This is a genomic window from Lysinibacillus sp. NPDC092081 (genome assembly GCF_044755845.1).
Lineage (GTDB): Bacteria > Bacillota > Bacilli > Bacillales_A > Planococcaceae > Lysinibacillus.
The window spans coordinates 1-26,822 of record NZ_JBIVRU010000002.1 but is presented as its reverse complement, the minus strand read 5'-3'; the positions used below and the strand labels follow the sequence as shown (position 1 = coordinate 26,822).

Below are 26,822 nucleotides of genomic sequence, written 5' to 3'. Positions count from 1 at the left end.
GGAATACTATAAAAAAGGATGGTATTTAATCGATGAATTCAGTAGAAATTGCAAACGAACTGAAGGAATTATTAAGCGGCGGTAACATTAATGTTCAACTTTCAGTACCACAATTAGCTGAAAAGGCTACTTCTCGTGGTGAAGCTATGTTAACAGTAGATGGCGCAGTTCGTGCAGAAACTGGCAAATACACTGGTCGTTCACCTAAAGATAAATATACGGTAGAAGAAGATAGCACAATGGATAAAATTGACTGGGGAAAAGTTAACCGACCAATTTCTTCTGAAGTGTTCGATAACTTATATGTAAAAGTAGTAAAATATTTAAAAGAACGTGACGAATTATTCGTATTCAAAGGCTTTGCTGGTGCTGACAAAGATTCGCAATTAAGCATCCAAGTAATCAATGAATATGCTTGGCACAATCTTTTCGCTCATCAATTATTTATCCGTCCAACTAAAGAAGAATTAGCTTCTCATGTTGCTGACTTCACAGTTATTTCAGCTCCTAACTTTAAAGCAGACCCTGCTGTTGATGGCACTGCTTCTGAAACATTCATCATTGTATCACTTGAAAAGAAAATTATCCTAATCGGTGGTACTGAATACGCTGGTGAAATCAAAAAATCTATTTTCGGTATTATGAACTACTTATTACCACAACAAGGCATCCTTTCAATGCACTGCTCAGCAAACGTTGGTGAAGCTGGTGATGTTGCATTATTCTTCGGTTTATCTGGTACTGGTAAAACTACTTTATCAGCTGATCCTGATCGTAAGCTTATCGGTGACGATGAACATGGTTGGTCTGATAACGGTGTATTCAACATTGAGGGCGGTTGCTATGCAAAAACAATTAACCTTTCTGCTGAAAAAGAACCAGAAATCTACAACGCAATCCGCTTCGGTTCTGTTCTAGAAAACGTAGCTGTTGATCCAGAAACTCGAGTTTGTAACTATGATGATGGTTCATTAACAGAAAATACACGTGTAGCTTATCCAATTCAATACATTGAAAATATTGTTGATCCATCTGTTGCAGGTCACCCAAAAACAATCATCTTCTTAACAGCTGATGCATTTGGTGTATTACCTCCAATCAGTAAATTAACAAAAGAGCAAGCAATGTACCACTTCCTAAGCGGTTTCACATCTAAACTTGCTGGTACAGAACGTGGTGTTACAGAACCAGAACCAGTATTCTCAACTTGCTTCGGTTCTCCATTCCTTCCACTTCCAGCAACACTTTATGCTGAAATGTTAGGTCAAAAAATTGACGAGCACAGTGCACAGGTATTCTTAGTGAACACTGGTTGGACTGGTGGAGAATATGGTACTGGTAGCCGTATGAAGCTTTCTTACACTCGTGCAATGGTACGTGCTGCAATTGACGGCAAATTAGCTAATGTTGAAACAATTCAAGATTCAGTATTCGGTTTAAACATTCCAACTTCTATTGAAGGTGTACCAACAGAAGTGCTTAATCCTCGTGATGCATGGACAGACAAAGCTGCTTATGATGCTAAAGCTGCTGAACTTGCTGGTTTATTCAACAAAAACTTCGAGAAATTCTCAAATGTTTCTGAAGCTATCACTAAACTTGGTGGTCCATTAAAATAATTTACTAAGCAAAGGGAACGATTTAAAAGTCGTTCCCTTTTTTGTGTTGAAAAACAAAATGGTCCAGGAAATCTTTGAGAATGTTTTGGAGCTTTAATTTCCATTCCATGTTACTCGCTTTCCTGTGAACGAGCATCGGGCCGATTCCTCAGCTTTGTTGTTGTTGCTGTCGCTTCGCTTTCGGAAGAAAAACTGTGGCTGAAGTTTTGTTTTATTACTATAAATTAGGGTGACATGCCAGAAGATACATGCTAAGTGACCTGGTTGATTGGAGTGGAGACTGAGCGACTCCTTAGGAATTAGCAATAGAGGAACGAAGGCTAAAACCATCACATCCTGTGATAACGCCTTCGTGACCAACATCGTGTTGGCCCAAGCTACTCATCGGACGCCCCCAGGAAGCTTTGCTCTGCGCGAAAGCGTAGCGGCAGCGGCAAAGCGCTCAGTCGGAACGGAAATCAACCCCCTCGTTTTGCCGAAGAGCCATACTTTATTTAATAAAACACCTTAATTTCATTGACATAATAGCATTTCAACAACATGCAAAAGAAACGATTAGGGTCGTTCCCTTTTTTTATATTCCCCTATTTAAGAGAATTCTACTTTTCATATTAGTAACTTTGTGTATAATTCATAATAGTAGTTTTAGGGGGATATATATGAAAAGAAAATATAAAGTGATTATTACCATGGTCAGTCTTCTATTAGTATTGTTTGTTGTGGCTGGATTTTTTGCAGGGAATTATTTCTATAACTTCGCCTTAAATCCTAATACTGATAAATCAGCTGTGTTTAACTCTCCGCACAATTCTATTACTGTTAGTCCTAAGGATGCTAAAGAAAAAGAAGAGAGTGAGAAGTGGTTTAAAGAGAATTATGAGGACTCTTATATACAGTCTTTCGATGATTTGAAATTACATGCCTATACGCTTAAAAATACAAACGAAACAAATAAATGGGCAATTGTTTTCCATGGATATTCATCTGATGGCTCACAAATGACCAAGTACGCTAAGCATTTTTATGATACAGGCTACAATGTTCTCGTACCGGATGCAAGGGCTCATGGAAAAAGTGAGGGTGACTATATTGGTATGGGTTGGCATGATCGACTTGATGTAGTCTCTTGGATTAATAATGTTATCAGTTCTGATAACAACGCTGAAATTGTTTTGTATGGTGTTTCCATGGGAGGTGCTACAGTGATGATGGCCTCAGGAGAGGATTTACCTGGCAATGTTAAGGCTATTATTGAGGATTGTGGTTATTCCTCAGTTTGGAATGAATTCTCCTATCAATTGCAAGCAATTTTTAATTTACCTGAATTTCCCATCATGCAATTTTCTTCATTTGTTACGAAGTTAAGAGCTAACTATACGCTTGGTGAAGCTGATACTGTCAAGCAAGTAGCAAAATCGAAAACACCGATGCTATTCATTCATGGAAGTAATGATACATTTGTTCCATCTGATATGCTAAATGAAGTATATGAGGCTGCCAATGTACCGAAGGAGAAATTTATTGTTGAGGGTGCTGGACATAGTGGTGCAGAAAGCGTTGCTGGAGACGCTTATTGGGAAATTATTAATAACTTTTTAGCAAAATATATAGAGTAAATGTCCTTTTCTACCGTTCAGGTGCCTGCCATAAAGCACCTGAACGGTTTTTTGGTCTACCTGATCAGTTTTTCACTTGGCCCGAGCAGTTCTTCGAGCTACCTGTACAGTTTTTCAAACAAAAAACACCATCTTGAAAAAGAGTTAATCAAAATGGAGTAAACTCTCTAAATGAAGTTTGTATAATTCCCCTGCAATTTTTAGAAATAAATGCTTTGGAAACCTTGAAGTATTTGTAAATCAATTTCATCTGCTTTTGTCCTTTGAATGATAAAATCTAATCCATTTTTTGTGTTATCTGCAAATTTAGGCAATGCTACAAGAGCATCTGTTAAAGGTTTGTTGAAGTTGTCCCAATGTATTGGAATAATAAGTTTCGGTTGTACTTTCCGCACAGTTTGCTCATAATACATGTTTTGAAAATTTTGATCTTGAGCTCCTAATACTCCTATTCCTAAAAATAAAACATCAGCTTGAATGTCATCTAATGCTCCTTCTATATAGTTAGTACTTGGCTTAACAAAGAATGTTTTATTATTATGCGTAATCAAGAAATCGTATGAAGAATCTTCATGATAATCTAGGGCTTTTGCTGGTTGTTTAAGTGGTTCTTGTATTTTCTCTCCTTCATCAAAGGTTGGTGAATGTTTTGATTGAAGGACAGTGACAGTAAAATCATCAAACTGCATAGCCGTATTTACTTCGTATACAGACATCTGTTTCATATTTATACCGTTTCCAAGTCCTATATTAATTGCTGATTCTGAACCATATACATGCGTCCCAGTTTGTTTAGCGATATAAGCTAAATCTAGCGCATGATCATAATGTGTATGAGAGATAAACAACCTCTGAAGCTTATTATTATCTATTCCTATTTTCTTAAAGGCATTATTTACAGTATCTGCATCCGTTTTCACAGTGCTGAAAGGCAACATTTTTAATAAGGGTGGCCTAGAAATACCATCAATCAATAATTGCGGGTTGCCATCATCAAATAATAAAGATGATGTTCCTAAAAACGTGACCTTTATCTCACCTTGATTCAATGCTTTTTGCTTTGTTTCCGGAGCGTAGTATTCCTTGTATTGTTGAATATCTGCTGAAGGTGTTAAAAACTTATAATAAACAAAAGTGGAAGCGATTATCATCAATACTAATCCTACAATTATAATCTTGCGTCTTTTACTTATTATGTATTTCAAACAATACTCTCCTCTCAAAACATACTATTTTATTGACGTTTCATCCACTCGCAAAGTGCATGTACTATTGCTCTATTTTTGGCCGGTGGATACTGATGAGCATAGCGAAGATCATACCATGTTTCATATGTTTTATTAGCATCCTTTAAATAAAATTCTAACTGTCTTGCGTGTTCAATATCTACATTTTCATCACGATAGCCATGAATAATAAGTACTGGAGCTGTAATGTGTTCTACCTCAAAAAGTGGTGTTCGAGCATCATAAGCCTCTGGTACACGATTAGGCGTCCCTCCAATGACACGCTTCATCATCCTGCGCATATCTGTCCGCTCCCAATATGTAGCTGTTGCATCAGATACTCCTGCCCATGTCACAACAGATGTAATATCTCTACGTAAGATTGCAGTCCAAAGCGCCATAATACCACCACGCGAAAAACCAAAGACATTAATATTATCATTGCAAAACTGTTTTAATACTTCTACTGCGTATACAGCGTCATATCGATCAGCTCCTGCAAACTCATCTCGACCTTCTCCACCTCGATTGCCACGGTAATATGGGGCAAAAACGATAAAGCCTTGAGCTGCAAACTGTGCGATACGCGAAGGTTTAACCATACCAATGCTTTGCATGCCTCCCCGTAAATATAAAAAGCCATCATATGTACCTTCTGCCTTAGGCTCTGCTAATAACCCCTTTACACGTAGACCCTGTGACATATATGTGATTTCCGTTAAACGAATAGCTGGATTGGGCGAAGGATACGGACGTTTTCCAACGATTTTACCATTGGTCATAATGCTTCAACTCCTCCAGCATTTTCTGCATACCTTCATCCTTCATATGAAAGCTTAAATTTGGATGATGAGCAAATTCTTCATCCGTTAGCCAAGTCATCCCTGAAGTTTCTAAATCAAAATCAATGTCCTCCTGCCCCACAAATTGAGCAGTAAAGACCGTTTTACAAAATAAGATATCATCATGAACGGCGTATTCTGCAAACCATCTAAGGTTTTTTACATGAACACCAGTCTCCTCGAATACTTCCCTAATCGCTGCCTGCTCCAATGTTTCTCCAAGTTCTTGCTTACCACCTGGAACCTCTACACCACGTCGTTTATGAATCGTACATAACCATTTATTTTCATGCTTTAATAAAACGAGTACATGTTTAGGCTCAATGTTCAATTCGCCTCTTTTAAAACTTAAATCCACTTGTAAACCATTTAAATCTGTAAATGTAAACATGCTCTTCAACTCCTTTTTTCGTTCTTCAACGTCCAATGATGATCTTTTATTTCACTATAGTGTAATCATGTAGCTACAATCAACAAATTAAATCACTACTATTCAACTTCCATTAATCGATGCGATAGGGGGTTCTTAACGGGAAGTAATACCACATCTAATACTATGTTTATTCGATCGCAAACAGCAACAGCGCAACAAATTGGAATTTATTTACTGTTAGTGCTCAAAACGTGAGCTCTTCTCTTATGACAATGGTTAATCCGTCAAGAGTTGCTATTAGTTAAGACTAGCTTTCAGCAATAAAAAAAGAGTCACTGTTTTTTTCAGTGACCCTCCTTTCAGACACGTTTATTGAAATATGGAAGCTGTTCCACAAATGCCTTCGTATCCGCATCCCCATACTCATGAACAAGTGCATAGATTTTTTTTAATCGCAAATCAATTTCATCATTTTCTCTATCAAGATGATATTGTATATATGGCAATTGCGCTCGCCATGCATTTGAAATTTCTAACATCTGCATTTGCTGAAAAATCTTTTCAAAGACATCTAATGCTTGGCGATCTATGTTGAGTTCAAAGTTCCACGGTCCTGCAAATGGATTTGTATAATACGTTCTATTGGCAAGTGAAAAATATACACGCTGACGATCCATTTCTACAAAACACTCCTTTTACCATAGTATGGTGGTAAAAGGAGTGTTTTATTCGCTGGAATGTCAAACTTCCTTCACAACTAAGTAAGATTATCTAATTTATAATAGGAAGTATGAATAAGGAACGGAGTGAATGCCATGAGTTTAATTACACTCTTAGTTGTAGCAGCAATCATCGTTATACTAGTAACGGTCGCGACTATTATTAGTGTCAATCGTGCGTATGCTTTTAAACATACAGTTGATGAAAAACCTCAGCAAAGCTTTCATCAAGATGATGACTAGTTCAATTTCTACAATTTTTTTAGAGATTCTTTTATAATATTATTATCAAATAGAATTTGGAGTGAACGCAATGGGAGTACCATTACCAATAATCATTATGATCGCAATGATGATGCTTATGTTTGGCGTTTCTGTCATTGTCTTGTTGAAGAAAAAAAGCAATTTCTTTACACAAACTATCGATGCTAAGCCTAAGCAAATCAACGCTCAACAAAAGGATAAACAAATATGAAATATCCCTTTATATGGCTCATTAAGTTTTACAGAAAATTTATATCACCCATGACGCCGCCATCTTGTCGCTTCCATCCTACTTGCTCCTCCTATGGACTTGAAGCTTTTCAAAAACACGGTGCCATTAAAGGATTCTATTTAACGATTAAACGTATATCAAAATGCCAACCATTCCATCCAGGTGGCTTTGATCCAGTACCTGAAAAATGGCCTTCGAAAAAGAATTAATTTTCGAAGGTCATTTTTTCTTGTACTTTTTTCAGATGTGCGTTATTATAAGAACTGTTCTAAAAAATAAATCGTAATGGTTACTATTTGAAAGAGGTATGCTATAAGATGAAAAAAGTATTTTTATTATTTTTAGTTGCAGTCCTTGCCCTATTTACTGCTGCCTGTGGGAATAAATCAACAACATCCAAACAGTCAGAGACAAAAGATAAATTAACAATTTACACAACTGTCTATCCATTAAGTTATTTTGCACAACGAATTGGTGGCGATTTTGTAGAGGTTTCTTCTATTTATCCTGCTGGCGCCAATGAGCACACATTTGAGCCAACACAAAAAGATATGATGAAATTAGCAGATGCTAATATATTTTTCTATATCGGCTTAGGGCTCGAAGGCTTTGTTGAAAATGCTAAAAAAACTCTAGCTAATGAAGATGTAACAATGGTAGCAACTGCAGATCAGGTTTCAGATGAAAAATTAGCTGTGAGCACAGGTCACTCACATGATGATGAAGAGGAAGCACATCATGATCATGAAGACGGACATGGACATGATGATCATGATCACGGTAATGTAGATCCACATGTTTGGCTATCTCCAACTATCAGTCAAGACTTAGCACTTTCCATTAAAAACACTCTAGTTGAAAAAATGCCAGAACAAGAAGCTACATTCACAGCTAACTACGAGGCATTAGTAAAAGAACTACAAGATTTAGACAGCGAATATAAAGCTATGGCTGATAAAGCGCAAGAGAAAACGTTCTTCGTATCACATGCAGCATTTGGCTATATCGCAGGACAATACGGCTTAAAGCAAGTTCCAATAGCCGGTTTAAACTCACAAAATGAGCCTTCTCAAAAAGAACTTACGGCGATTGTTGATAAAGCAAATGATTTGCATATTCACTACATTTTATTCGAGCAAAATGTCTCTTCTAAATTAGCCGAGGTTATCCAAAAAGAGGTTGGAGCAAACTCTCTTATCTTGCACAATTTAAGCGTCTTAACAGCAGATGATGTGAAGAATAATGAGACTTACTTCACCCTTATGAAGAAAAATATTAAAACTTTAAATACTGCCTTATACGCTCACAAATAAATGAGTAAGGAGGTGCCCCGACAATCGTATGGGGCACCTCCTTTATTATGACGTACTTTTCTTGTGGCATTCTTTTTTCCGTTCTATAAACACTTATTAACCCTTTTTTCTTATGCAAAGCATTTTGTATTATCTTTCGATTAGCCTTTACTTCGGCTACATTACTTTCTAAAATGATTGGTTCCCATTCATTTAGATGCACCTGAACAGGATTATCGCCTTTATGACCTTTAAAAAGCAATCTAGACTGTTCTATTAATTGTTTAACTATTTGTTTGTTTTTACTTAAAACGGACAGCCCTTCATCAAAGTTAAAATGACTATCCATTATTGGTTTTGTAAGAACTTCAACCTTACTCATTTTTTGTAAATCAATATAGGCTTCGCTTGTAGCGGCTGGGAAACTCGTATAATCCCAAGAGTGATCCTGTGATAATTGGCGATCAGAAACTAAAAAATAATTATAAAGTACCTCACCCTTCCGATCAGGCAATGGATCATCCCACGTAACATCGATATGATACCATGCATTATCAAGCTTCACTAAGACCCAGGCGTGTAGCTGTTCTCCTACTGTTCCTGGTACATATTGTACCTCAAAGCCTAGCATCTCTAGCATTCGATAAAGCACTAAAGCATATGCCTGACAAACTCCCTTGTTTTCCGTAAGCAATGTGTAGGGAGAATATGGACTTCCTTCGGTTTCCTTTGAATATTCAGTAGATAGAACGATAAAATCATGTGCAGCCTGTATTTTCTGCAATTCACTTAATCCATGCATAGGTGCAATAATATTCGCCACAGTTTGTTCTACAAATGCCTCCTCTTCCTGTGAAATATGATAGGCAAACTCAAATGTAATGACAATATTATTGGCATAACCATCATATTTCCATTTAAAACTAGAAATATTGGCGTAAATATATGGATCCTGAATAGCATGTTTAATTAGCTCAGATAGTTCATCTTTTATTTCGGATGTATTACCAGTATAACGAATGTCAAATTCAGTAGATAATTGCATGACTTGTTTTTGAATTAGATGTTGTAGTATTTCTATTGAATTGGCAGTTGCAATATTCTTTTGTTCATAGTTTGCGAATACTTGCACATGACTCATTTGTAGAACAAATAATATAATGACAACATTATATATATATTTTCTCATATGAGCCATTCTCCTTTACTAACTAGTTTATGCCTGTTATTTCTTATTATGTTAATGAATGATTAATTTAATCCTAAGAATTTACTAAAATGACTCTTAAAACGAATAAAAGAAGCCTTCTTATAAATGAAGGCTTCTTTTATAGTATTGAAAAAAACTATTATCTCAATGAAATTAAGGTGTTGCACTTCTGCAAAACGAGGGGTTGATTTCCGTTCCGACTGGGCGTTTTCCTAGGGGCGTCCGATGAGCCGCTTCGCTGTGCTGCAGGGTCTCATCTGTGACGCTGATCCCCAAGGAGTCGCCCAGTCTCCACTCCAATCAACCAATTCACTAAGCAAATCACTCTAATATATAGTCATAAAATGAAACTTCATTTAGAGGGTTCGTCTGTGCAAAAGTGAAATGCCACAGCATTTATAAAGATTCCCTATTGATCATTTTGTTTTTCAACTACACATACAAAGAAACCTTTTAACTAATGCAGCTAAAATGGGTTCTCTTAATAGGGAGTTATTTTAAAAACTCAACAAACTTCCGCATTACTTTTAGCAATACTTTTCTCATTCTATAAAAGTAAAAATAAACACATAAAAGAGCATCGATTCCGATGCTCTTCTAGTATGTAAATTATTAATTTCTTCTTGTTTCAGTAATTTTAGGCTCATCATATGAAATAATATCGATTATATGGTTTAAACAAGGAATTTGATAGTGAACGAACTGCTTTTCTGGAAATATATCTTCAGCAATTGTTCCTGCTTTAATAAAATCAAAATACCTTGATTTAGAGTAAATTCTAAAAAGATTACCATCGGAAATTTCGTAATCATCTATTACCGTTACCGTAAAAGATTCATTAATAATGGAGTAAGCAACATACGTCTCAAAATCCAATTGCAGAACTGGTAGATTGTCATCAATATCAATTAGGGATGCTTCTACTTCAACCTCATCTGTAATTTTCACGAATTCCTTGGTATTGTTCACATTACACCTATCAATAAGTACTCTCAGTGAATTATCTTCTGGTTCAAACAATTTGTTTAAATATATATACCCTTTAAATTTCATCAAATCTTGAAAATTCATTGCTTTACCCCTATTTCGAAAATCTATCTGAAATAAATTAAATCTTTAATGTCAAATACCTATAATGAAGGCTTCTTTTTGTATTAGTTCATTAATTTTCTACGAAGTAGCTTGTTGGCACCGTTTCGAGGGAGCTCGTCCGTAACAATAATTTCTTTTGGTATTTTATATTTAGCAAGCTTCTTTTGACAAAATGCTTGTATTTGCTCTACCTGTGCTTCTTCTTTTAATACAACAAAGGCGATTGGTACCTGACCCCACGCATCATCATCAATACCGCATACTCCCGCTTCCTTAACAGCAGGGTGTGTAAGTAGCACATTTTCGATTTCAGCAGGATAGATATTTTCGCCACCTGAAATAATTAAATCCGCCCGACGATCAATGACAAATAAATAACCTTCTTCGTCTATATAACCAATATCCCCTGTATGGAGCCAGCCATCAATCGTTGCACCTTTTTGGGCAAAACGACCAATGTACCCTGGTGTAACATGTGGGCCACGTATGCAAATTTCTCCTTCACCATTGTCATTAGGCTCAGCAATGCGAATTTGATTAAAAAATAATGGTTTTCCCGCAGAACCAATTTTTTGCATCGCATCTTCATTTGCTAATGTCGCAGTTTGTGATGAAGTTTCAGTCATACCATACGTTTGAGCTACAGCTAAATTTAATGCATGAGCTCTCTTTAAATAATCTACTGGCACAGGTCCACCACCTGCTAGCATCATTTTAAATTTTGGTGAAGCTTGCGCGTTTTTCTGTTCAAGGGTATGTAGAATCCTTTCCAATGTGACAGCGACTACTGACATATGTGTAACCTCGCCATCCATTATATTTTTGGAAATGGCTGCTGCATCAAACTGATCATATAAATGCACTTTATTACCGTACAACAGTGAGCGCACTAAAATAGAAAAGCCACTAATATGAAAAAGTGGTACAGCACATAACCAAGTATCATCCACATGCAAACCTATATTTAAAACGGAGGCCGTTGCACTTGCCTGGTGATTTCCAACTGTTTGACAAACGCCCTTTGGAAAACCAGTCGTACCAGATGTATACATAATCGATGTTGTTTGGTTTAAAGACCATTCTTTCGTAATATCAATAGCCGCTTCTGTACTTTTTTCTATAGTAGAAAATAAATAATAAGACGTATGTGATGGTAATTTTTCTATATCCTCATCTGCAATTAATACCGCCACAGCCTCTGAATCCTCTAGCTGATAGGCAATTTCCTCTTGTGTTAGCCTACGATTTAGCATGACCATTTCACATTGTAAATGCATACACGCATACATCATAATGACAAGGGAAGGATTACTCGGCCCCATTATGGCAATTCGGTCCCCTTGCTTAATATCCAGTGCTGTAAGTTGACGAGCACGTTTTAAAGATAAATCATTTAATTCTTGAAATGTCCAAGTCTGCCCATTATATGTTAAACCTTTTCGTAAAGGTGTTAAATATGCTCGCTGTAAAATCCAATTTAGATACATCTCGTTATTCCTCCAATCAGCCTTAATCTTACTGCTTTATCGCATCATCTGTCTATTTGTTAGTTTGACGAGATATGTCCATTGTTTTGACATGTCTACTCGGTGTTCTGACATGGTTTTCCGCTGCTTCGGCATGCTGTTCCGCCGCTAAAACACGATGTTCCGCCGCTAAAGCATGCCGTTCCGACGCTAAAACACGATGTTCCGACGCTAAAGCATGCCGTTCCGACGCTAAGCCGTAACCTTCCGTCGCTCTAGCAAGTCTATCCGTCTCGCTCCTTTAGATATACAAAAAGCTCGTATCTCATTAAGATACGAGCCGTTCAACGCTTCAGATAATCAAGGGAATCTTGGGAATTGACCGAAATCTGGTTGACGTTTTTCTTTAAATGCGTCACGACCTTCTTTAGCTTCATCTGTTGTGTAGTAAAGAAGAGTTGCGTCGCCAGCCATTTGTTGAAGACCTGCTAAACCGTCTGTATCTGCATTCATTGCTGCTTTTAAGAAGCGTAGAGCAGTTGGAGACATTTGTAGCATTTCTTCACACCATTGTACAGTTTCATCTTCTAATTGCTCATAAGGAACAACTGTGTTAACTAATCCCATATCAAGTGCTTGCTGTGCATCATATTGACGGCAAAGGAACCAAATTTCACGCGCCTTTTTATGACCGATAATACGTGCAAGATAGCCTGAGCCATAACCAGCATCGAATGAACCAACTTTTGGTCCAGTTTGTCCAAAGCGAGCGTTGTCAGCAGCAATTGTTAAGTCACAGACAACGTGTAAGACGTGTCCTCCACCGATTGCATAACCTGCAACCATCGCTACTACAGGTTTTGGAATAACACGGATTAAACGTTGTAAATCAAGAACGTTTAGACGTGGGATTTCATCTTCCCCAACGTAGCCGCCATGACCGCGTACTTTTTGGTCTCCGCCTGAACAGAAGGCATGCTCACCTTCACCAGTTAAAATGATCGCTCCAACATTTTTATCATCACGTGCACGTGAAAAAGCATCGATCATTTCCATTACCGTTTTCGGTCGGAATGCGTTGCGCACTTCTGGACGGTTAATCGTAATTTTTGCGATACCGTTATAGAACTCATACTTAATGTCTTCATAAGTATGTAAACTAGTCCATTGACGTGTCATTGAATTGCCTCCTAATAATTAAATTCGTCTCGTTCAAAATCGAGGCGATAACGTAAAAATAACATTACGTTAAATACTCCTCTACTATTGTAGCAAACTCAGCGGGATTTTCCACATGAATTGCATGTCCAGCGTCATTTACTATCGTATGCTTGGCATTTTTTAATAACACTTTCATTTCTAGTGCAATTTTACAAAATTTCTCATCTAATGAGCCTGTAATTAATAGAGCAGGAATTTCAAGCTTATCCAACGACATCCAATTCGATGGCTGACTGCCTGTACCAATGCCTATTAAGCTACCTGCCAAGCCTTCCTCCTTCTGAGAAAGTCGCTCTAACCGAATCGCTTCTTGTACACTGTGCGGTAAATGCTTTTGAGATTCAAACAAAGGAATGTTCTCCCATGCATTAACAAATGATAACAAACCGTTACTAATTATTTTTTCAGCTAGAACGTTATCCCTTACACGACGTTCAGAACGTTCCTTTGAAGTTCGTAAACCTGGCGAAGCACTTTCTAAAATCAACTTTTCAATGCGTTCTGGGTAGGAGATTGCATACGATAATGCAACTCTTCCTCCCATTGAATAGCCTAGCAGCGTAAATTTCTTAAGCTGTAGCTGGACAAAAACTTCCTCTAAATCTTGGATTTGTTCTTGCATAGAGAAACGACTACTTTGCTCAGGTATAGCTGTTTTACCATGCCCAATTAAATCAATGGCGATAACTCTTACACTAGGTAGAGATTTTATCAAATTTATCCATGTAACTGTACTACCTGTAAAACCATGCAATGCAACGAGCGTTTGCTCCGCTTCTTCATTCCAGATTTCCACGTATGTTTCAAGCCCTCGAATCATTAGCTTTGCCATGCTTTTAATCCCGCATTAATACGATTCCACAGCGACCGATGAGCATACACATTTTCCTCTCGATTGGTGAAAATTTCGATTAAGCGTATTGGTCGTTTTTTTAGCGTAGTGAACTTTACTGTTAGCTCTGAAATATCATCTACGCGTATATAGTCCATATCGTACATATTGGCAATATCACGGAATTTAAGGGCAGTTGGCGTGCCAAATAAATCTTCATAATGTGCTTCAACTGTAGATTGTGGTAAATAAGAGAAAATACCGCCGCCATCATTATTCATAACGATTATTGTCAGATTGCAATCCTGGTATCTTGAAGCAATGAGACCGTTGACATCATGTAAAAAGGCCAAATCGCCAATAAGCAAGTAGGTTTCGCGGTTATTTCCTTGACTAAAGCCCATTGCGGTTGATACGACGCCATCAATACCATTCGTACCACGATTCGCAACAATACGAATATCCTTCGGTGTCGCCATTAAAAACGTATCAATATCACGCACTGGCATACTGCTACTAACAAAAATATCACTGCCATTAGGAATCATTTTAAGTAATCGGCTTACCATTGCTCCCTCATCAATCGCACCATCAGCATAATGCTCAATATACTCAAGTGCAATATCATTAGCATCCTGCCACTCAGCTAAATACTCAGTTTCTAGGGCTGTTTCAGAGATCTCTAATTGCGTGAGCCACTCACAAATACTTGCATGAACAAAATGAGTAGACACACTAGTAGAATCACGGAACATCGGATCTTCATCGACAACAATATAGGCATTAGGCTGAGATTTAGTAATAAATTGCATGATAAATTTAGAAACAGGCTGCGCTCCTAAACGTAGTACCGTCTCTGGTTCAACTAATGCTTTAAAATCTTCACTTTTCATAATTGCATCATACGTCGTGATCATATAAGGTAGACAATCCTCCGGGACAGAAGAGCGCATATTGGATAAACTCTCGACAATGACCGGCCATTTTAATTTGTGGACTAACTCCCATATAATTGTTAAATCTGTACCGAGCGGTAGCTCACCAATAATAACAAAACCTCTTTTAGTTGCACTTAAAATCTTCGATAGCTCTTGTTGAGTAGCCATTGAAGGTACTAACTGACCCATACTACTGTGCTTAAATGTCGCTTCTGGAAGTTCCTCTCGAAAATCAATCAACAAAGGTTCTCTGAACGGTACATTAATATGCACTGGTCCAAATGGTGCGCTCATTGCCACCGCTACCGCACGTGCAATATGACGCTCAATAAACGGCAATGTTGGTGTGGCACCATCTGCCAAAGGGAAATCCACGCTCCATTTGACATTTGTACCATACAAATTCGGCTGATTAATAGCCTGTGGTGCACCCACCTCTCGCAATTCATGTGGACGATCAGCTGTAATGACAATTAACGGTACACGGGCATAGCTTGCCTCAACAATAGCAGGAAAATAGTTTGCCGCAGCTGTTCCCGATGTGCATAAAAGAACAACAGGTTTTGCTGTAGCCTTTGCAATTCCTAGCGCAAAAAAAGCAGCCGATCGCTCATCAACCTGTCGATACATATGAAGCTGTTTCGTTGAAGCAAATGCATAAGCTAAAGGTGTCGAACGTGAGCCAGGGCTGACAACAACGTTTTCAACACCGGCTTGCACTAGTGATGCTACCATTTTATAAACATAGTCCGTTAAAATTTTCCGTTCACTCATGTAATTGTCCTCCTAGCGCACGAAGCATTGGGCGGAATTTCACTAATGTTTCCTCATATTCAGATTGTGGCTCTGAATCTGCTACAATACCGCCACCAGCATATAAATAAGCTTTATCCTTAAGTAAAGCAGCCGAACGAATGGCCACTGCAAATTCCCCATTGCCGTCAGCATCTAGCCAACCAATTGGAGCCGCGTAAAGTCCACGATTCATAGGCTCATACTTACGTATAGCTGCCATTGCCTCTTTCCTTGGCACACCACCTAAAGCTGGCGTTGGATGCAAAGATTTTGTCAGTTGTAATATTGTTGCCTCATTATTTAACTGACCTTCAACAGGTGTATATAAATGTTGTATATCTCTAATCTTTAGTAAGCGAGGGCCATCCGGTATTTTCATCTCTACACAATTTTTACGGAAAGTTTCCGCAATCATATCAACAACATATTGATGCTCGCCACCATTTTTCGAATCCTTTAATAAGCTTTGTCCATAGGCTTCATCTTCCTCTGCTGTCTTACCACGTTTAATAGATCCTGCAACACAAGATGAAAATGCTCGACCCTCTTCTACTTTTACAAGACGTTCAGGGGACGCACCAAAGAACAATAATTCTTGACGTTCTAAACCAAATAAATAGCTCTCTGGCTGCTCATGAATAATTTGTGAGAGTACCTGTGGTGAAGAAACTTGTTCTTTAAATTGCAATGCTAGTGAGCGTGCAATAACGACTTTATCTGCCTTCTTCTGCTTAATCAATGCAGTTACTTGGTCAATCGAAGCTAAATACGGCTCCTTATATGGTTCAAAATAACTTGTGATTTCAGGCTTTGAATACGTTTTCACTTCTTTTACTTGAGTAGCATGAATTAAATGATCTCGCTCTTTACGTAGCGCTTCAAATTGAGACGCTGCTTGCTCATTTTTTGAAATGAGATGAATACTTACAAACGCTTTGTCATCACGTATGACAAGCTGATAGGTTGCAAGCGCAAAATAAGCCTCTGGAAAGCCTGTCCACTCCCCAGCTACATTATTTTGTGGATCGAATGTAAATCCGCCAAACAAAATTGGCTGTAGCTCGCTTTGTCCCTTCACACAGTTTTTCGTTAAACGTTTCCATTCTACTTCTACTGCATCGAAGCGATCATTTTTGGCGTTATTTTGAATCGTATAGGCATGTCCTAGCCCTACTAATGTCATTGTTTTTTCTCTATTTTGCCAATAAAATCGTTCACCTTTATAATGCTCCTCGCCCGCTGCATAAAATGCGAGCGCCGATAAGCGACTAACTTCAATTGTTTCCATATAAAAATGAAGGCTTTGGCCCAAAGAGTCCACTTCTACCTCTGTGGCTTGGTACCACTTCTGTTGCATGAAAATTACCTCCGTTGTTGCAATGTACATAATGAATGACGCACGGTATGTTTTGTACTCGTTCTACACTTTCAGTCATAAACATCAACTGCTTTGGCTTTTCTTTGGATCCTCACCAAAACGTGTGGTTGATTTCCGTTCCGACTGGGCGCTTTCCTGGGGGCGTCCGATGAGCCGCTTGGGCCAACACGATGTTGGTCACGAAGGCGTTATCACAGGACGTGATGCTTTTAGCCTTCGTTCCTCTACCGCTAATCCCCAAGGAGTCGCCCAGCCTCCACTCAATCAACTTATTTACATAGTAGACGTTTTAACAAATGTCATCCAAACTTTTGGTGATGAACCTTTTCTTTAGAACAAATTTGACCAAAACTTTGCATAATGACATGAGCATTTGTACTTTTTCGCATCATATTTTTTTCTTAAAATAGCCGTCATTTTTATTTGCTAGCCTATTCTTCGTACTGTTGCTTTTATCTTAATTATTGTTTTCAGTTCATAAATGCATGTTCTATTGTATCATTTTTTTAATTGAACTGTATGTAATAAGCTGTGAACCTATCCATTTTCTCATTCTTCGTATAAAATAAGAATAGTCTACAACATTTGAAGGAGAGAAAGACCTTATGACCAAAGTCATTGAAGCTGATAGGGGTTTTAAAGTTTGGTGGCATTTAACACGTCCACATACTTTAACCGCTTCATTCGTTCCAGTATTTTTAGGAACAGCGATTGCCTTAGCAATTGAAAAACAAACAATTGATTTTGGACTATTTTTTGCTATGCTCATTGCAAGTATGCTTATACAAGCGGCAACAAATATGTTCAATGAATATTACGATTACAAATTAGGATTAGACAATGAAAATTCTGTCGGTATCGGTGGTACGATCGTGCGTCACGGTGTTCGACCAAAAACAATTATGATGATTGCCTTAAGCTTTTATGCAATCGCTATGCTGCTTGGCATTTACATATGTGCCTCTACCTCTTGGTGGCTTGCTGCTGTTGGGCTTGTTTGTATGCTTATTGGTTTTTTATATACTGGAGGACCTTACCCAATCGCCTATTCACCATTCGGGGAACTTGTATCTGGCGCTGTTATGGGAATGGGGATTGTCTTAATCGCCTTTTATATTCAAACGCTTACTGTGACATTAGATGCTGTTTTGCTTTCAGTACCAAGTATGATTTTAGTTGGGGCTATCATGCTGTCCAATAATATCCGTGATATCGTTGGCGATACAGAGGGTGGTCGAAGAACGCTTGCTATTTTAGTAGGTCGAGATAATGCCATTTCTGTGCTATCTGGCTTTTTTATCGTTTCGTACTTATGGGTAATCGCTCTTGTAGCAATTGATGGTATTACCTTTTGGGCTCTAATCATTTTCTTAAGCGTTCCAAAACCACTTCGTGCGATTCAAATTTTCCGCGATAAAAAAGAAGCGAAAGAAGTTATGCCTGCAATGAAATTTACAGCGCAAACAAATACATTCTTCGGCTTCCTCTTAGGAATCGGTTTATTAATTCAATATTTCTTTTATTAAATAAAAATGCAGCAGCCTTAACGGGCTACTGCATTTTTTACATAACATCTAAAATTATTACTTGCAATACCACGAACTTCTTCGGTTGAAAAATGTTCACGTAACGTCTCTAACAAATTTTGTGCCTCTCCTGCGTGTACTAATCCTTTTACAGTAGCATCTATTCCATCGAAATCTGAACCTAGCCCAAGGTGCTCTACCCCTACTATATTCGCTAGATGCTGCACATGCGCTACTAAATCATCCATCGTAGCATTGTCTTGGATAAAAGGCGGATAGTAAACGACATGAATATGGCCGCCATGCTTGACTAGTGCTTTTGCCTGAGCGTCCGTTAAATTTCTTGGATGATCACAAATTGCACGTGCATTACTATGGCTCGCAATGATATGCTTCGCTAGTGGCAAGACATCCCAGAAGCTCTGTTCATTTAAATGGGAAACATCGATAATAATATCTCTCTCATTTAGCAAGTTTATAACCTCTTTACCAAATGATTTTAAACCAAGGTTTGCATCCTGTTCAGCACCGTGAGCCACAGCATTTTCTTCATTCCACGTTAGGCCAACTAGCTTCACTCCAGCATCTAAAATTGCAGAAAGCTTTGCTAAATCTTCGCCGATTGGACCACAGCCCTCTAAGCTTAAAATTGCACCAATTTCATGTGGAGCTAAAGTATCTAATTGCGACCAATCCGTAATATGCACCATGCCCTCAGTTTGTAATACATGCGTATGGAAGGCTTCAATTTGCCGCACTGCCTCTAAAAATTGCAGACTTTGTGGAATTTTAGGATTAATAAAAATAGCAAATACTTGTGCCTTAACCCGCCCTAATTGTAATCTCTGTTGATTGGCTTGCAAACGTACATCATCTTCAAATGTTGCCGCTTCTAAAGTTGTTAATTTCAATAGAGCATCGCAGTGTAAATCAATTATGTCCATATTCTCACCCCATACAGCTATTATACTGCCTGAGAGCGAAAATGCTTACTAACTTTTATCTTGAGGTGTATCAGAAGAGCCAAATTCCTCAAGTTCTATGAAATCATCCGATCTTGGCGTAGAAGACAACACATCTTCCTCTACTGGCCTTAAATTATCCTCTTTGTGCTCTGCATGCTCAACACATGTCAATGCTTTTGGCATAGCTTCTAAGCGACCAATAGGAATCTCGTCACCACATACAGCGCATTTACCATACGTACCATCCTCCATCGCTTGTAGTGCAGCCTTTATTTCTTCAGCATCGTCACCCCGGTGCTCATCAATCGCCATTTCCGTTAGCTGATCTGTTAAATCACTCGCATTGTCAGCTGGATGATTATCATAATTAGATAACTCTGTCGCTTGTGGACGCTCTGATTCCTCAAGTTGTTGTTCTATTTCCTGTAGTTCCTGCTCTAATTGCTTTTTTAATTTTTCCATTACTTGTGGGTTCAAAAAAATCTCCTCCTCATGCCTTCATTTTTTCCTAAATTAATATTTCTAAAACATGAAAGCATGAGGAGGAATCACTTATTTTTTTGTATAATTTTTATCTTCATTCAGTACAATTACGCCAAGGCGAAATTGATGATGGCATCATGTAAAAATTGTGCCGCTCCTTTAGAAACACGTTCATCGTAATAAGCTGAGAAGCGTTCATCCGCTATATACATCTGAGCTATACCTGCATGTGCTTCCTTAGTATATTGTGACCATGAAAAGCTTAACCAACGCTTATGAAGCTCCGCTACCTCCATTGCCACATCATTATTTGTATCGCCGATTTCCATCGCTTCTTTTAAACGATCAAATAATTGCTGTTCTAGCTGCTGCATTGCCTCATACTGTTCCTCTGTCATATTCATTAGCTTCGCATTCGATGCTTCAATCGTGTTATTACCATATTTTTCACGAATTTCTTGACCATATTGCTTTTCATTTTCCTCGATTAGCTTCTCTTTAAATCCATTAAATTTCTCTGCATTTGTCATTGGTTGTTCCTCCTCAATAGATTGAATGGTTTTTTCCACTGTTTGTAATATCTTCTCCAGCTGCTCCTTACGTGTCAGTAAAGCAGCACGATGGGTTTTGAGTGCCTCTCTATGTTGGAAATCAGGCGCTAGAATAATTTCCTTAATGGATGCTAGCTTCATATCTAATGCTCTATAAAATAAAATTTGCTGGAGCATATCAACTTCAAATTGTCCGTAAAATCGATAGCCCGCCTCATTGGTTCTTGCAGGCTTTAGTAATCCAATTTCATCATAATAACGCAGTGTTCTTGTGCTAACCCCGGATAATTGAGCAAGCTCTTGAATTGTGTATTCCATAATTTTCACCTCCACTAATGCTACTGTAAATGTTTACGCAACGTTAAGGTCAAGAAAAAATTCAAGAAAAATTGGCTCATTACCATAACGTTGGGTTGATTTCCGTTCCGACTTGGCGCGTCGTAAATGAAAAAAGCAAACTAGAACATTTTATTATCACTAGTTTGCTATTTCTTCAATTAATTTTTTGCATATTTTCCATGCCACACAATATTTTTGTAATTATCTACATCTGTGTCACCTTCAGTATTAATAAACAATACTCGCGAATTTTCATCTAATTGTAATGTTTCCTTCAGTTCTGTATATTGCTCATTCGTCATCAATTCATAAAAACATCCAACTGGGGCAGCTCCCGATTCTCCAGCAATGATTCGTGCATCTGTTGCTAGCGGGTTTCCTAGAATGCGCATACCTGTTGCAGCAACTTCCTCATCACAGCAAATACTGACCTTCGTATAAGTCTTTAACAGGTCCCAAGCTTGTGGATTCGGCTCACCACAAGCAAGTCCTGCCATAATTGTTTGCATCTTTCCACCAACCGTTACAAACTGTTCAGCTCCTGCTTTAAAGCTTTCATAATAGCAATTCGCTGCAAAAGGCTCGACTAAGACAAATGTAATCTTTTCCTCATAATATTGTTGTAAGAAAGCTACAATTGCACCTGCAAAAGATCCAACCCCAGCTTGTAAAAATACATGGGTAGGTGCTTTTTCCATCTGCTCAACCGCTTCTTTTATTAATGTGGTATAGCCTTGCATAATCCATAACGGAATTTCCTCATAGCCTTCCCACATCGTATCCTGAATAACGACCCAGTCATTTTCTGTTGCTAGTTGTGATGTATAACGAACTGTATCATCATAATTCATTGTCGTTATTTCAGCATATGCACCTTCATTTTTAATATTTTGGAGGCGCTCCTCTGCACTACCAGCAGGCATATAAATGCGGGCTTTCAAACCAAGCTCTCTAGCAGCCCAAGCCACTCCACGACCATGATTGCCATCTGTCGTTGAAATAAACGTTAAATCCCCTAGCTGTTCCTTTACTTCTGGTGATTTAAGTTGCTCAAATGATAACTCATCAATATTCCTATCTAACTTTTTGGCAACGTACTGCCCAATTGCATACACGCCACCTAATACTTTAAATGCATTTAAGCCAAATCGATAAGATTCATCTTTTACAAAAATACTATGCACCCCAACTAGCGATGCAAAAGCATTTATGCTACGTAATGGTGTACTTTCAAATTTCTCATATGTACGCTGAAATCTACCAACACGATTTACTTGTTCTGGTGAAAAATTACGTAGAAAAGGTACTACTTGTTCTACATTCCTCTGTAACAAATATTGTTGGTTGTTAGTCCATAATAATTTTTCCATACATATCCCCCTAGCTTTTGTTCTATTTTCATCTTAGCTTATAGAATCACAAAACAAAATACTATACACATCGATATTACAGACTTTAGTAAAAAAAGAAAAATTTGAATCTTATTAATGAGATTCATCGTATATCTACTAGTATATTTAATTGGAGGTATATAATGGATAACGCTTACAAAATAGCGATAATTGGAGGAACAGGGAAAGTAGGAAGACATATAGCAAGTCATGCAATACAAAAAGGATATCATGTTCGGATGCTTGTTAGAAATCCGGATAAGTTACTGTATAAAAATGATAAAATTGAAGTAGTGAAAGGGCAGGTTCAAGATATCGAAAACATCCGAGAACTTCTTAAAGATTGTCAAGTTGTTATTAATACATTTGGTCAACCACCAAAAGAGGACCCTTTATATAGCAAAGTTACAAATAGTATTTTTAATGTGATGAAAGATTTAAACATTAGTCGTTATATAGGTGTTTCCGGTGGTTCTCTAACAATTAAAGAAGACAAAAAAAGCATGATGAATCGTTTCGGAGCAAAGATGTTTGAAGTTTTCTTTTCGAAAATGATGCAGGATAAAAAATTAGAATGGGAATTTTTGTTAAATAATAAACAGATCGAATGGACTTTAATTAGATTGCCATTTGTAAAAGATAGCTTAACATCAAAACTGATAAAGGAAAACCTTACGGATATGCCTGGTACGAAAATTACTAATCAAGATATAGCCACTTTTATTATTGATCATATGGATAATACAAAATATGTTCACAAAGCACCGTTTATCTCCCATTAATGTAATAGCGATAAAATGACATAGAAAAATAGCATGCTAGATATATTCTCAACATGCTATTTTTTATTGTGTAAAAACAAATATTATTTTTTAGGAAACTCTTATTTAATCTCTTTTATTCATCTTAGTACTGTATTGTTTGGGATGTGAAATCTAATTTATTCCCGTTGGCATCCGTAATCGCATTATAAGGTGAGGCTTGAATCGTAACACTACTACCCTTTACAAATGAATATCCATACCCACTCTGTGATATTGAAATCAATGCTCCTCCACCATTGCCTTGCATGGTACTTTCTACCGGTATCGATAAACCACTCACAACAACATTAAAGTCCGTACTATTAACTTTCGTTACAGGCTCACTGAAAGTAAGTTCTATTGTTTTTTGATTACTTACATAAACATTCGTAACCTTTGGTGCAATATTTTCTTTAAGGTTAATTGATGTTCGCACCTCATCAAATGATTCCATAGAATTTGCCGCTCTTAAGCCTTTAATCGTGAAGCTTCGTTGGCCGTTATAATAATTCGAATCTTTTTTCAATGTCAGCTTAATACGATTTAAATTGGATCCCTCTACAACAGCACTTTCTACCTGAGCATTATCAATACTATAATTTTGAACGTTTTGAGCAAGTGATGGATCAACAGGATAATTAAAATTTAAATAAACAATATTATTATCTTTTATAGATGGATCTGTTGCAGATGTTTGAATTGCATTGTATTGCGTTAAAGCTAATTTATTGCTATTTATATTTAAATCACCATTACGTGTAAATTTAATATTTTGCACTTCATAGACTGGCACACCATATAAATTTGTAACATTAAATAAATTTAATTTGCCTTCGTAAAGAGCTCCCTTTGTATCATAACTGCCGAGCAGTCCTGACATTTTAACACGCAGTTTCGTAGGTTGATCTTTTACGATCTGAATATCACTTTGAGGTCCTCTTGATACCTCATACAAAATGTAATTATTCATGAATTTCCCAGTAAATGATGCTTTTGCGTTAGCTCCTAACTGTACTGGCTTATCGAACGTTAATTGTAAATATTCTACACTATCCTCGTAAACAATGTCAGAATTCATTAGGGCAGGCGCTTTGTCATCTCTTATAAAGTTATACACTGTTGAGAATGTTGCTGTTTCACCTGATAAGTCGGTAATTAAACGACCAGGTGCTGTCTCAATCGTTGTAAATCCTTGAAGCGAGCTTCTTGGATCTACCGTAACATTGAATAAACGACCATTTTTCGGATCTTTCTCTACATTATTCACGGAAATTGAAGTCTGACCGTTTTTGACTGAAAGATCATATGAATAAAGTGGTTGAATCTCCTCTGAGAACAATAGCTGGAACGTATTTGGTCCAGTTTGTGTGACAGAAGATAGTGTCGGCGGAACTCCATCCTTATCTCCCTTTTTCACTGTTACGGTAGAAGAGCTTGGTGAAATTATGTTTCCTGCTAAATCTGCTGCCCCTACGAATGTAATTTGGATAGCTGTACTAGGAGCTAAATAAATGCCATTTACTGTTGCAGCTGATAAATCAAAAGTTGCTTCAGTTGTGTTTTGCTCAATGCTCCCTACTACATTCGCTACCTTTGTACCATTTGGTAATGTAAATTGAATACGTTCATTTGGGAATGCTGCCATTGGCTTAGAAAACTGCACTTTAACGATTGAAGAATTTTTTCCTTGCGTTGTTCCTAAAATGGTAGGCGCTTGTGTATCACCAGCAATAACAAAACTTGCATCTACTTTTTGAAGCACTGTGCCCTTTTCAGATTTGATGTTATTAAACACATAACGATGTGTACCTTTTAATGGCTCATTCATTGTAAAGATGACCGATTTTTTATCAGTGCTAATTTCTGTTTTTACTACTGATAGTGCTCTTAAAGTATCCACATTAGAGAACGCTACAACATTCTCCTGTAATTTTCCATCTGCTTTTAACACAGAAAGTGGGTCAATTGCTTGGTTGAAAACAACTTTAATCTGAGACGCATTAATTCCCTCAATTGATTGTACTTTTAGCTCATTGACTTCATATGTAACAACAGCTGAATACGGTTTGTCATTAATTTTGAAATCTACCTTTGTTTCTACATTTTCAGTAAGCGGTGTTGCTAATGATACCTTATGGCTTGTCCCATCCGTTAATGTCACCTGTAGTGTATTCGCATCTATAACTTTAACTGTTTGGATAAGTAATGGCACTTCAGGTTTCTTAAGCATATCATTGATATTCGTCATCGAACGATGTAAGAATGACGCAAATTGACCACGTGTTAAAGTGTTTTTCGGATTAAATGTTTTTACATTTGTAATTTTTGCATATTCTAATGCAATGATGGCTTCACGATTTTCTGTTGAAGCTACTTTTAAATCTGTAATAGAAGATTTAAAGTTTTCTTTTTTATACATCGCAATTAAATCGATATCGTAAACTTTTTCAATCGCACGTACTAAAATAAAAGCCATTTGTTCACGTGAGATATATTCTGATGGTAATAACTTGTTGTTAGTCCCTTTGAAAATACCAGTATCATTTATAAGCGCAGCATATTGTAGTAATTCTTTATCTTTTGAAGATGTTGGCAAGTCTGTAAAACGTACTTTTTTATTGTAATCTGCTGGCACCTGGAAGTGTTCTGATACAAGCCACTTTCCTAAAAATTTCGTTACATTACCTTTCGTAAGGGTCGTGTTTGGCTTAAATGTTCCGTCTGGATATCCACCAATAATTTTTAAATCTGCTAGTGCCAAAATGGCATCTTTATGATCACTTTTTGCAATATCTATAAAGCTAGCTGCACTTGCAGTAGGCACAACAGCTGCAGCAACCAATGCAGCAGATGCTGTACTCATGATCCATTTACTTTGCTTTTTTTTCATTTTTATTACCTCCAACTAATTCTATTCATTCCCATTATAAAAGAAAGATACATATATTCCAAAGAATATACCAATATTATAGTGTTTTTCCATGGATTATTTGTCCAAAGAAAGTGAGCACTTAACAAATTCAAATTATAATTAGTTTTTTCTATATGAAATTGCATAATTTTACTTATATTCGATAGAGACTAGGATTAAGTATGGTTTTTAGAGCCTTTCTTATATAGTATAGAGCCGTGCTTAGACGAATCTAACATACGTTTTTCTCTAAACGTGATAAGCAAAAGGATGTTAGTCACAACGAATGATACGTTCGTATGTAGGAATTGTTATTCCGATGACTCAGTGAAGTCGAAGGGATGGGCTATTCACCTCCTACATGAACGACTATTCTAACCGCAACAGCCGATCATAGAAAGGATTTTAGACGTTTTCGCATGTTAGAGGGAGAATTGAGAATTGATTTCTATTTTGCTATGCCTATTTTTTAGCAGTGTTGGAGATAATGAAAATACGAGAGGCTTTCTTCTTGAGTGCTACCATGTAGAAAAAAATTTTAATGAGTTATTAGAGGGTAATTTTATCAAAGCCTTATACTAATTTAATAACGCTTTAGTTAGATTAAAGAACCACTGTTACACATAATTTGATAATGTATCATAAAAAAATGCAGTAGATGTAAGTTACATCTACTGCATTTCAGTATGACCCGTACGGGATTCGAACCCGTGTTACCGCCGTGAAAGGGCGGTGTCT

At 37.3% G+C, this 26,822-nt stretch carries 25 protein-coding genes; 9 read left to right on the top strand and 16 right to left on the bottom strand.

Annotated elements, in window-relative coordinates; translation table 11 throughout:
• The first annotated feature begins 32 nt into the window (after nucleotides 1-32).
• Entirely contained in the window at nucleotides 33-1,619 is a 1,587-nt protein-coding gene (pckA, locus tag ACIQLB_RS05000) for a phosphoenolpyruvate carboxykinase (ATP) (RefSeq protein WP_400721800.1), read from the top strand.
• Between the two features lie 659 nt (nucleotides 1,620-2,278).
• Nucleotides 2,279-3,235 carry an alpha/beta hydrolase gene (locus ACIQLB_RS04995; RefSeq protein ID WP_400721797.1) on the top strand — a complete coding sequence of 319 codons (957 nt, stop codon included), beginning with the start codon at nucleotides 2,279-2,281 and terminating at the stop codon, nucleotides 3,233-3,235.
• A gap of 200 nt (nucleotides 3,236-3,435) precedes the next feature.
• Here ACIQLB_RS04995 and ACIQLB_RS04990 read toward each other — a convergent pair whose 3' ends face one another.
• The 4 genes from ACIQLB_RS04990 to ACIQLB_RS04975 all read right to left on the bottom strand — a co-directional run bounded on the left by ACIQLB_RS04990 (nucleotide 3,436) and on the right by ACIQLB_RS04975 (nucleotide 6,353).
• A complete protein-coding gene (locus tag ACIQLB_RS04990; protein ID WP_400723064.1) occupies nucleotides 3,436-4,386 on the bottom strand; it encodes an MBL fold metallo-hydrolase in 951 nt (316 codons plus the stop codon).
• Nucleotides 4,387-4,469: 83 nt separating this feature from the next.
• Nucleotides 4,470-5,246 (bottom strand): alpha/beta hydrolase family protein, encoded by a 777-nt coding sequence (locus ACIQLB_RS04985; RefSeq protein ID WP_400723061.1) that lies wholly within the window; start codon nucleotides 5,244-5,246, stop codon nucleotides 4,470-4,472.
• Nucleotides 5,230-5,694, bottom strand: coding sequence for an NUDIX domain-containing protein (locus ACIQLB_RS04980; RefSeq protein WP_400721795.1), 465 nt, complete (start codon nucleotides 5,692-5,694; stop codon nucleotides 5,230-5,232). The genes ACIQLB_RS04985 and ACIQLB_RS04980 overlap by 17 nt, the downstream gene beginning before the upstream one ends.
• Nucleotides 5,695-6,035: 341 nt before the next feature.
• Nucleotides 6,036-6,353 (bottom strand): transposase, encoded by a 318-nt coding sequence (locus ACIQLB_RS04975; RefSeq protein WP_400721792.1) that lies wholly within the window; start codon nucleotides 6,351-6,353, stop codon nucleotides 6,036-6,038.
• A 138-nt stretch (nucleotides 6,354-6,491) separates the two neighbouring features.
• On the opposite strand from ACIQLB_RS04975, the gene ytzI reads away from it, so the two are divergent.
• The 4 genes from ytzI (at nucleotide 6,492) to ACIQLB_RS04955 (ending at nucleotide 8,204) form a co-directional block, all read left to right on the top strand.
• The gene (ytzI, locus tag ACIQLB_RS04970) at nucleotides 6,492-6,638 is read left to right on the top strand and encodes a YtzI protein (protein WP_400721789.1); all 147 of its coding nucleotides are present in this window, start codon (nucleotides 6,492-6,494) and stop codon (nucleotides 6,636-6,638) included.
• 70 nt (nucleotides 6,639-6,708) lie between these two features.
• Entirely contained in the window at nucleotides 6,709-6,870 is a 162-nt protein-coding gene (locus ACIQLB_RS04965) for a hypothetical protein (protein ID WP_199777783.1), read from the top strand.
• Nucleotides 6,867-7,100, top strand: a complete 234-nt coding sequence (yidD, locus tag ACIQLB_RS04960) for a membrane protein insertion efficiency factor YidD (protein ID WP_053485074.1) — start codon at nucleotides 6,867-6,869, stop codon at nucleotides 7,098-7,100. The genes ACIQLB_RS04965 and yidD overlap by 4 nt, the downstream gene beginning before the upstream one ends.
• A 108-nt stretch (nucleotides 7,101-7,208) precedes the next feature.
• Nucleotides 7,209-8,204 carry a metal ABC transporter solute-binding protein, Zn/Mn family gene (locus tag ACIQLB_RS04955; protein ID WP_400721784.1) on the top strand — a complete coding sequence of 332 codons (996 nt, stop codon included), beginning with the start codon at nucleotides 7,209-7,211 and terminating at the stop codon, nucleotides 8,202-8,204.
• Here the strand turns inward: ACIQLB_RS04955 and ACIQLB_RS04950 are convergent.
• The 7 genes from ACIQLB_RS04950 to ACIQLB_RS04920 all read right to left on the bottom strand — a co-directional run bounded on the left by ACIQLB_RS04950 (nucleotide 8,167) and on the right by ACIQLB_RS04920 (nucleotide 17,094).
• The gene (locus ACIQLB_RS04950; protein ID WP_400721781.1) at nucleotides 8,167-9,372 is read right to left on the bottom strand and encodes a transglutaminase domain-containing protein; all 1,206 of its coding nucleotides are present in this window, start codon (nucleotides 9,370-9,372) and stop codon (nucleotides 8,167-8,169) included. The two genes, ACIQLB_RS04955 and ACIQLB_RS04950, sit on opposite strands and share 38 nt — an antisense overlap.
• Nucleotides 9,373-10,005: 633 nt before the next feature.
• On the bottom strand, nucleotides 10,006-10,464 hold the full coding sequence (locus ACIQLB_RS04945) for a hypothetical protein (RefSeq protein WP_400721778.1): 459 nt from the start codon (nucleotides 10,462-10,464) through the stop codon (nucleotides 10,006-10,008).
• Between the two features lie 83 nt (nucleotides 10,465-10,547).
• Nucleotides 10,548-11,972 (bottom strand): o-succinylbenzoate--CoA ligase, encoded by a 1,425-nt coding sequence (locus ACIQLB_RS04940; protein ID WP_400721775.1) that lies wholly within the window; start codon nucleotides 11,970-11,972, stop codon nucleotides 10,548-10,550.
• 339 nt (nucleotides 11,973-12,311) lie between these two features.
• Nucleotides 12,312-13,130, bottom strand: a complete 819-nt coding sequence (gene menB, locus ACIQLB_RS04935; protein ID WP_049667407.1) for a 1,4-dihydroxy-2-naphthoyl-CoA synthase — start codon at nucleotides 13,128-13,130, stop codon at nucleotides 12,312-12,314.
• A gap of 64 nt (nucleotides 13,131-13,194) precedes the next feature.
• Complete coding sequence (gene menH / locus ACIQLB_RS04930) at nucleotides 13,195-14,004, bottom strand: 2-succinyl-6-hydroxy-2,4-cyclohexadiene-1-carboxylate synthase (RefSeq protein ID WP_400721770.1); 810 nt, start codon at nucleotides 14,002-14,004, stop codon at nucleotides 13,195-13,197.
• Nucleotides 13,992-15,716 (bottom strand): 2-succinyl-5-enolpyruvyl-6-hydroxy-3-cyclohexene-1-carboxylic-acid synthase, encoded by a 1,725-nt coding sequence (gene menD, locus ACIQLB_RS04925; RefSeq protein WP_400721766.1) that lies wholly within the window; start codon nucleotides 15,714-15,716, stop codon nucleotides 13,992-13,994. The genes menH and menD overlap by 13 nt, the downstream gene beginning before the upstream one ends.
• Nucleotides 15,709-17,094, bottom strand: coding sequence for an isochorismate synthase (locus ACIQLB_RS04920; protein WP_400721763.1), 1,386 nt, complete (start codon nucleotides 17,092-17,094; stop codon nucleotides 15,709-15,711). Before ACIQLB_RS04920 ends, menD begins: the two co-directional genes overlap by 8 nt.
• A 169-nt stretch (nucleotides 17,095-17,263) precedes the next feature.
• On the opposite strand from ACIQLB_RS04920, the gene ACIQLB_RS04915 reads away from it, so the two are divergent.
• Entirely contained in the window at nucleotides 17,264-17,449 is a 186-nt protein-coding gene (locus tag ACIQLB_RS04915; RefSeq protein ID WP_400721760.1) for a hypothetical protein, read from the top strand.
• Nucleotides 17,450-17,720: 271 nt separating this feature from the next.
• The gene (locus ACIQLB_RS04910) at nucleotides 17,721-18,641 is read left to right on the top strand and encodes a 1,4-dihydroxy-2-naphthoate polyprenyltransferase (protein WP_400721757.1); all 921 of its coding nucleotides are present in this window, start codon (nucleotides 17,721-17,723) and stop codon (nucleotides 18,639-18,641) included.
• 17 nt (nucleotides 18,642-18,658) lie between these two features.
• Here the strand turns inward: ACIQLB_RS04910 and ACIQLB_RS04905 are convergent, their stop codons facing one another.
• The 4 genes from ACIQLB_RS04905 to ACIQLB_RS04890 all read right to left on the bottom strand — a co-directional run bounded on the left by ACIQLB_RS04905 (nucleotide 18,659) and on the right by ACIQLB_RS04890 (nucleotide 22,349).
• On the bottom strand, nucleotides 18,659-19,585 hold the full coding sequence (locus ACIQLB_RS04905; RefSeq protein ID WP_400721754.1) for a dipeptidase: 927 nt from the start codon (nucleotides 19,583-19,585) through the stop codon (nucleotides 18,659-18,661).
• 48 nt (nucleotides 19,586-19,633) lie between these two features.
• A complete protein-coding gene (locus ACIQLB_RS04900) occupies nucleotides 19,634-20,083 on the bottom strand; it encodes a TraR/DksA C4-type zinc finger protein (protein ID WP_400721751.1) in 450 nt (149 codons plus the stop codon).
• 113 nt (nucleotides 20,084-20,196) lie between these two features.
• Complete coding sequence (locus ACIQLB_RS04895) at nucleotides 20,197-20,958, bottom strand: MerR family transcriptional regulator (RefSeq protein WP_400721748.1); 762 nt, start codon at nucleotides 20,956-20,958, stop codon at nucleotides 20,197-20,199.
• Nucleotides 20,959-21,137: 179 nt separating this feature from the next.
• Nucleotides 21,138-22,349 carry a diaminopropionate ammonia-lyase gene (locus tag ACIQLB_RS04890; RefSeq protein WP_400721745.1) on the bottom strand — a complete coding sequence of 404 codons (1,212 nt, stop codon included), beginning with the start codon at nucleotides 22,347-22,349 and terminating at the stop codon, nucleotides 21,138-21,140.
• 164 nt (nucleotides 22,350-22,513) lie between these two features.
• On the opposite strand from ACIQLB_RS04890, the gene ACIQLB_RS04885 reads away from it, so the two are divergent.
• The gene (locus tag ACIQLB_RS04885; RefSeq protein WP_400721742.1) at nucleotides 22,514-23,152 is read left to right on the top strand and encodes an NAD(P)H-binding protein; all 639 of its coding nucleotides are present in this window, start codon (nucleotides 22,514-22,516) and stop codon (nucleotides 23,150-23,152) included.
• Between the two features lie 124 nt (nucleotides 23,153-23,276).
• On the opposite strand, the gene ACIQLB_RS04880 is transcribed toward ACIQLB_RS04885, so the two are convergent.
• Entirely contained in the window at nucleotides 23,277-26,063 is a 2,787-nt protein-coding gene (locus ACIQLB_RS04880) for an S-layer homology domain-containing protein (RefSeq protein WP_400721739.1), read from the bottom strand.
• Nucleotides 26,064-26,822 lie beyond the last annotated feature (759 nt).

Coding starts and splice junctions, on each gene's coding strand:
- pckA (WP_400721800.1), top strand. CDS start 33: ATGAATTCAGTAGAAATTGCAAACGAACTGAAGGAATTATTAAGCGGC.
- ACIQLB_RS04995 (WP_400721797.1), top strand. CDS start 2,279: ATGAAAAGAAAATATAAAGTGATTATTACCATGGTCAGTCTTCTATTA.
- ACIQLB_RS04990 (WP_400723064.1), bottom strand. CDS start 4,386: ATGATAATCGCTTCCACTTTTGTTTATTATAAGTTTTTAACACCTTCA.
- ACIQLB_RS04980 (WP_400721795.1), bottom strand. CDS start 5,694: ATGTTTACATTTACAGATTTAAATGGTTTACAAGTGGATTTAAGTTTT.
- ACIQLB_RS04975 (WP_400721792.1), bottom strand. CDS start 6,353: ATGGATCGTCAGCGTGTATATTTTTCACTTGCCAATAGAACGTATTAT.
- ytzI (WP_400721789.1), top strand. CDS start 6,492: ATGAGTTTAATTACACTCTTAGTTGTAGCAGCAATCATCGTTATACTA.
- ACIQLB_RS04965 (WP_199777783.1), top strand. CDS start 6,709: ATGGGAGTACCATTACCAATAATCATTATGATCGCAATGATGATGCTT.
- yidD (WP_053485074.1), top strand. CDS start 6,867: ATGAAATATCCCTTTATATGGCTCATTAAGTTTTACAGAAAATTTATA.
- ACIQLB_RS04955 (WP_400721784.1), top strand. CDS start 7,209: ATGAAAAAAGTATTTTTATTATTTTTAGTTGCAGTCCTTGCCCTATTT.
- ACIQLB_RS04950 (WP_400721781.1), bottom strand. CDS start 9,372: ATGAGAAAATATATATATAATGTTGTCATTATATTATTTGTTCTACAA.
- ACIQLB_RS04945 (WP_400721778.1), bottom strand. CDS start 10,464: ATGAATTTTCAAGATTTGATGAAATTTAAAGGGTATATATATTTAAAC.
- ACIQLB_RS04940 (WP_400721775.1), bottom strand. CDS start 11,972: ATGTATCTAAATTGGATTTTACAGCGAGCATATTTAACACCTTTACGA.
- menB (WP_049667407.1), bottom strand. CDS start 13,130: ATGACACGTCAATGGACTAGTTTACATACTTATGAAGACATTAAGTAT.
- menH (WP_400721770.1), bottom strand. CDS start 14,004: ATGGCAAAGCTAATGATTCGAGGGCTTGAAACATACGTGGAAATCTGG.
- menD (WP_400721766.1), bottom strand. CDS start 15,716: ATGAGTGAACGGAAAATTTTAACGGACTATGTTTATAAAATGGTAGCA.
- ACIQLB_RS04920 (WP_400721763.1), bottom strand. CDS start 17,094: ATGCAACAGAAGTGGTACCAAGCCACAGAGGTAGAAGTGGACTCTTTG.
- ACIQLB_RS04915 (WP_400721760.1), top strand. CDS start 17,264: ATGAGCCGCTTGGGCCAACACGATGTTGGTCACGAAGGCGTTATCACA.
- ACIQLB_RS04910 (WP_400721757.1), top strand. CDS start 17,721: ATGACCAAAGTCATTGAAGCTGATAGGGGTTTTAAAGTTTGGTGGCAT.
- ACIQLB_RS04905 (WP_400721754.1), bottom strand. CDS start 19,585: ATGGACATAATTGATTTACACTGCGATGCTCTATTGAAATTAACAACT.
- ACIQLB_RS04895 (WP_400721748.1), bottom strand. CDS start 20,958: ATGGAATACACAATTCAAGAGCTTGCTCAATTATCCGGGGTTAGCACA.
- ACIQLB_RS04890 (WP_400721745.1), bottom strand. CDS start 22,349: ATGGAAAAATTATTATGGACTAACAACCAACAATATTTGTTACAGAGG.
- ACIQLB_RS04885 (WP_400721742.1), top strand. CDS start 22,514: ATGGATAACGCTTACAAAATAGCGATAATTGGAGGAACAGGGAAAGTA.
- ACIQLB_RS04880 (WP_400721739.1), bottom strand. CDS start 26,063: ATGAAAAAAAAGCAAAGTAAATGGATCATGAGTACAGCATCTGCTGCA.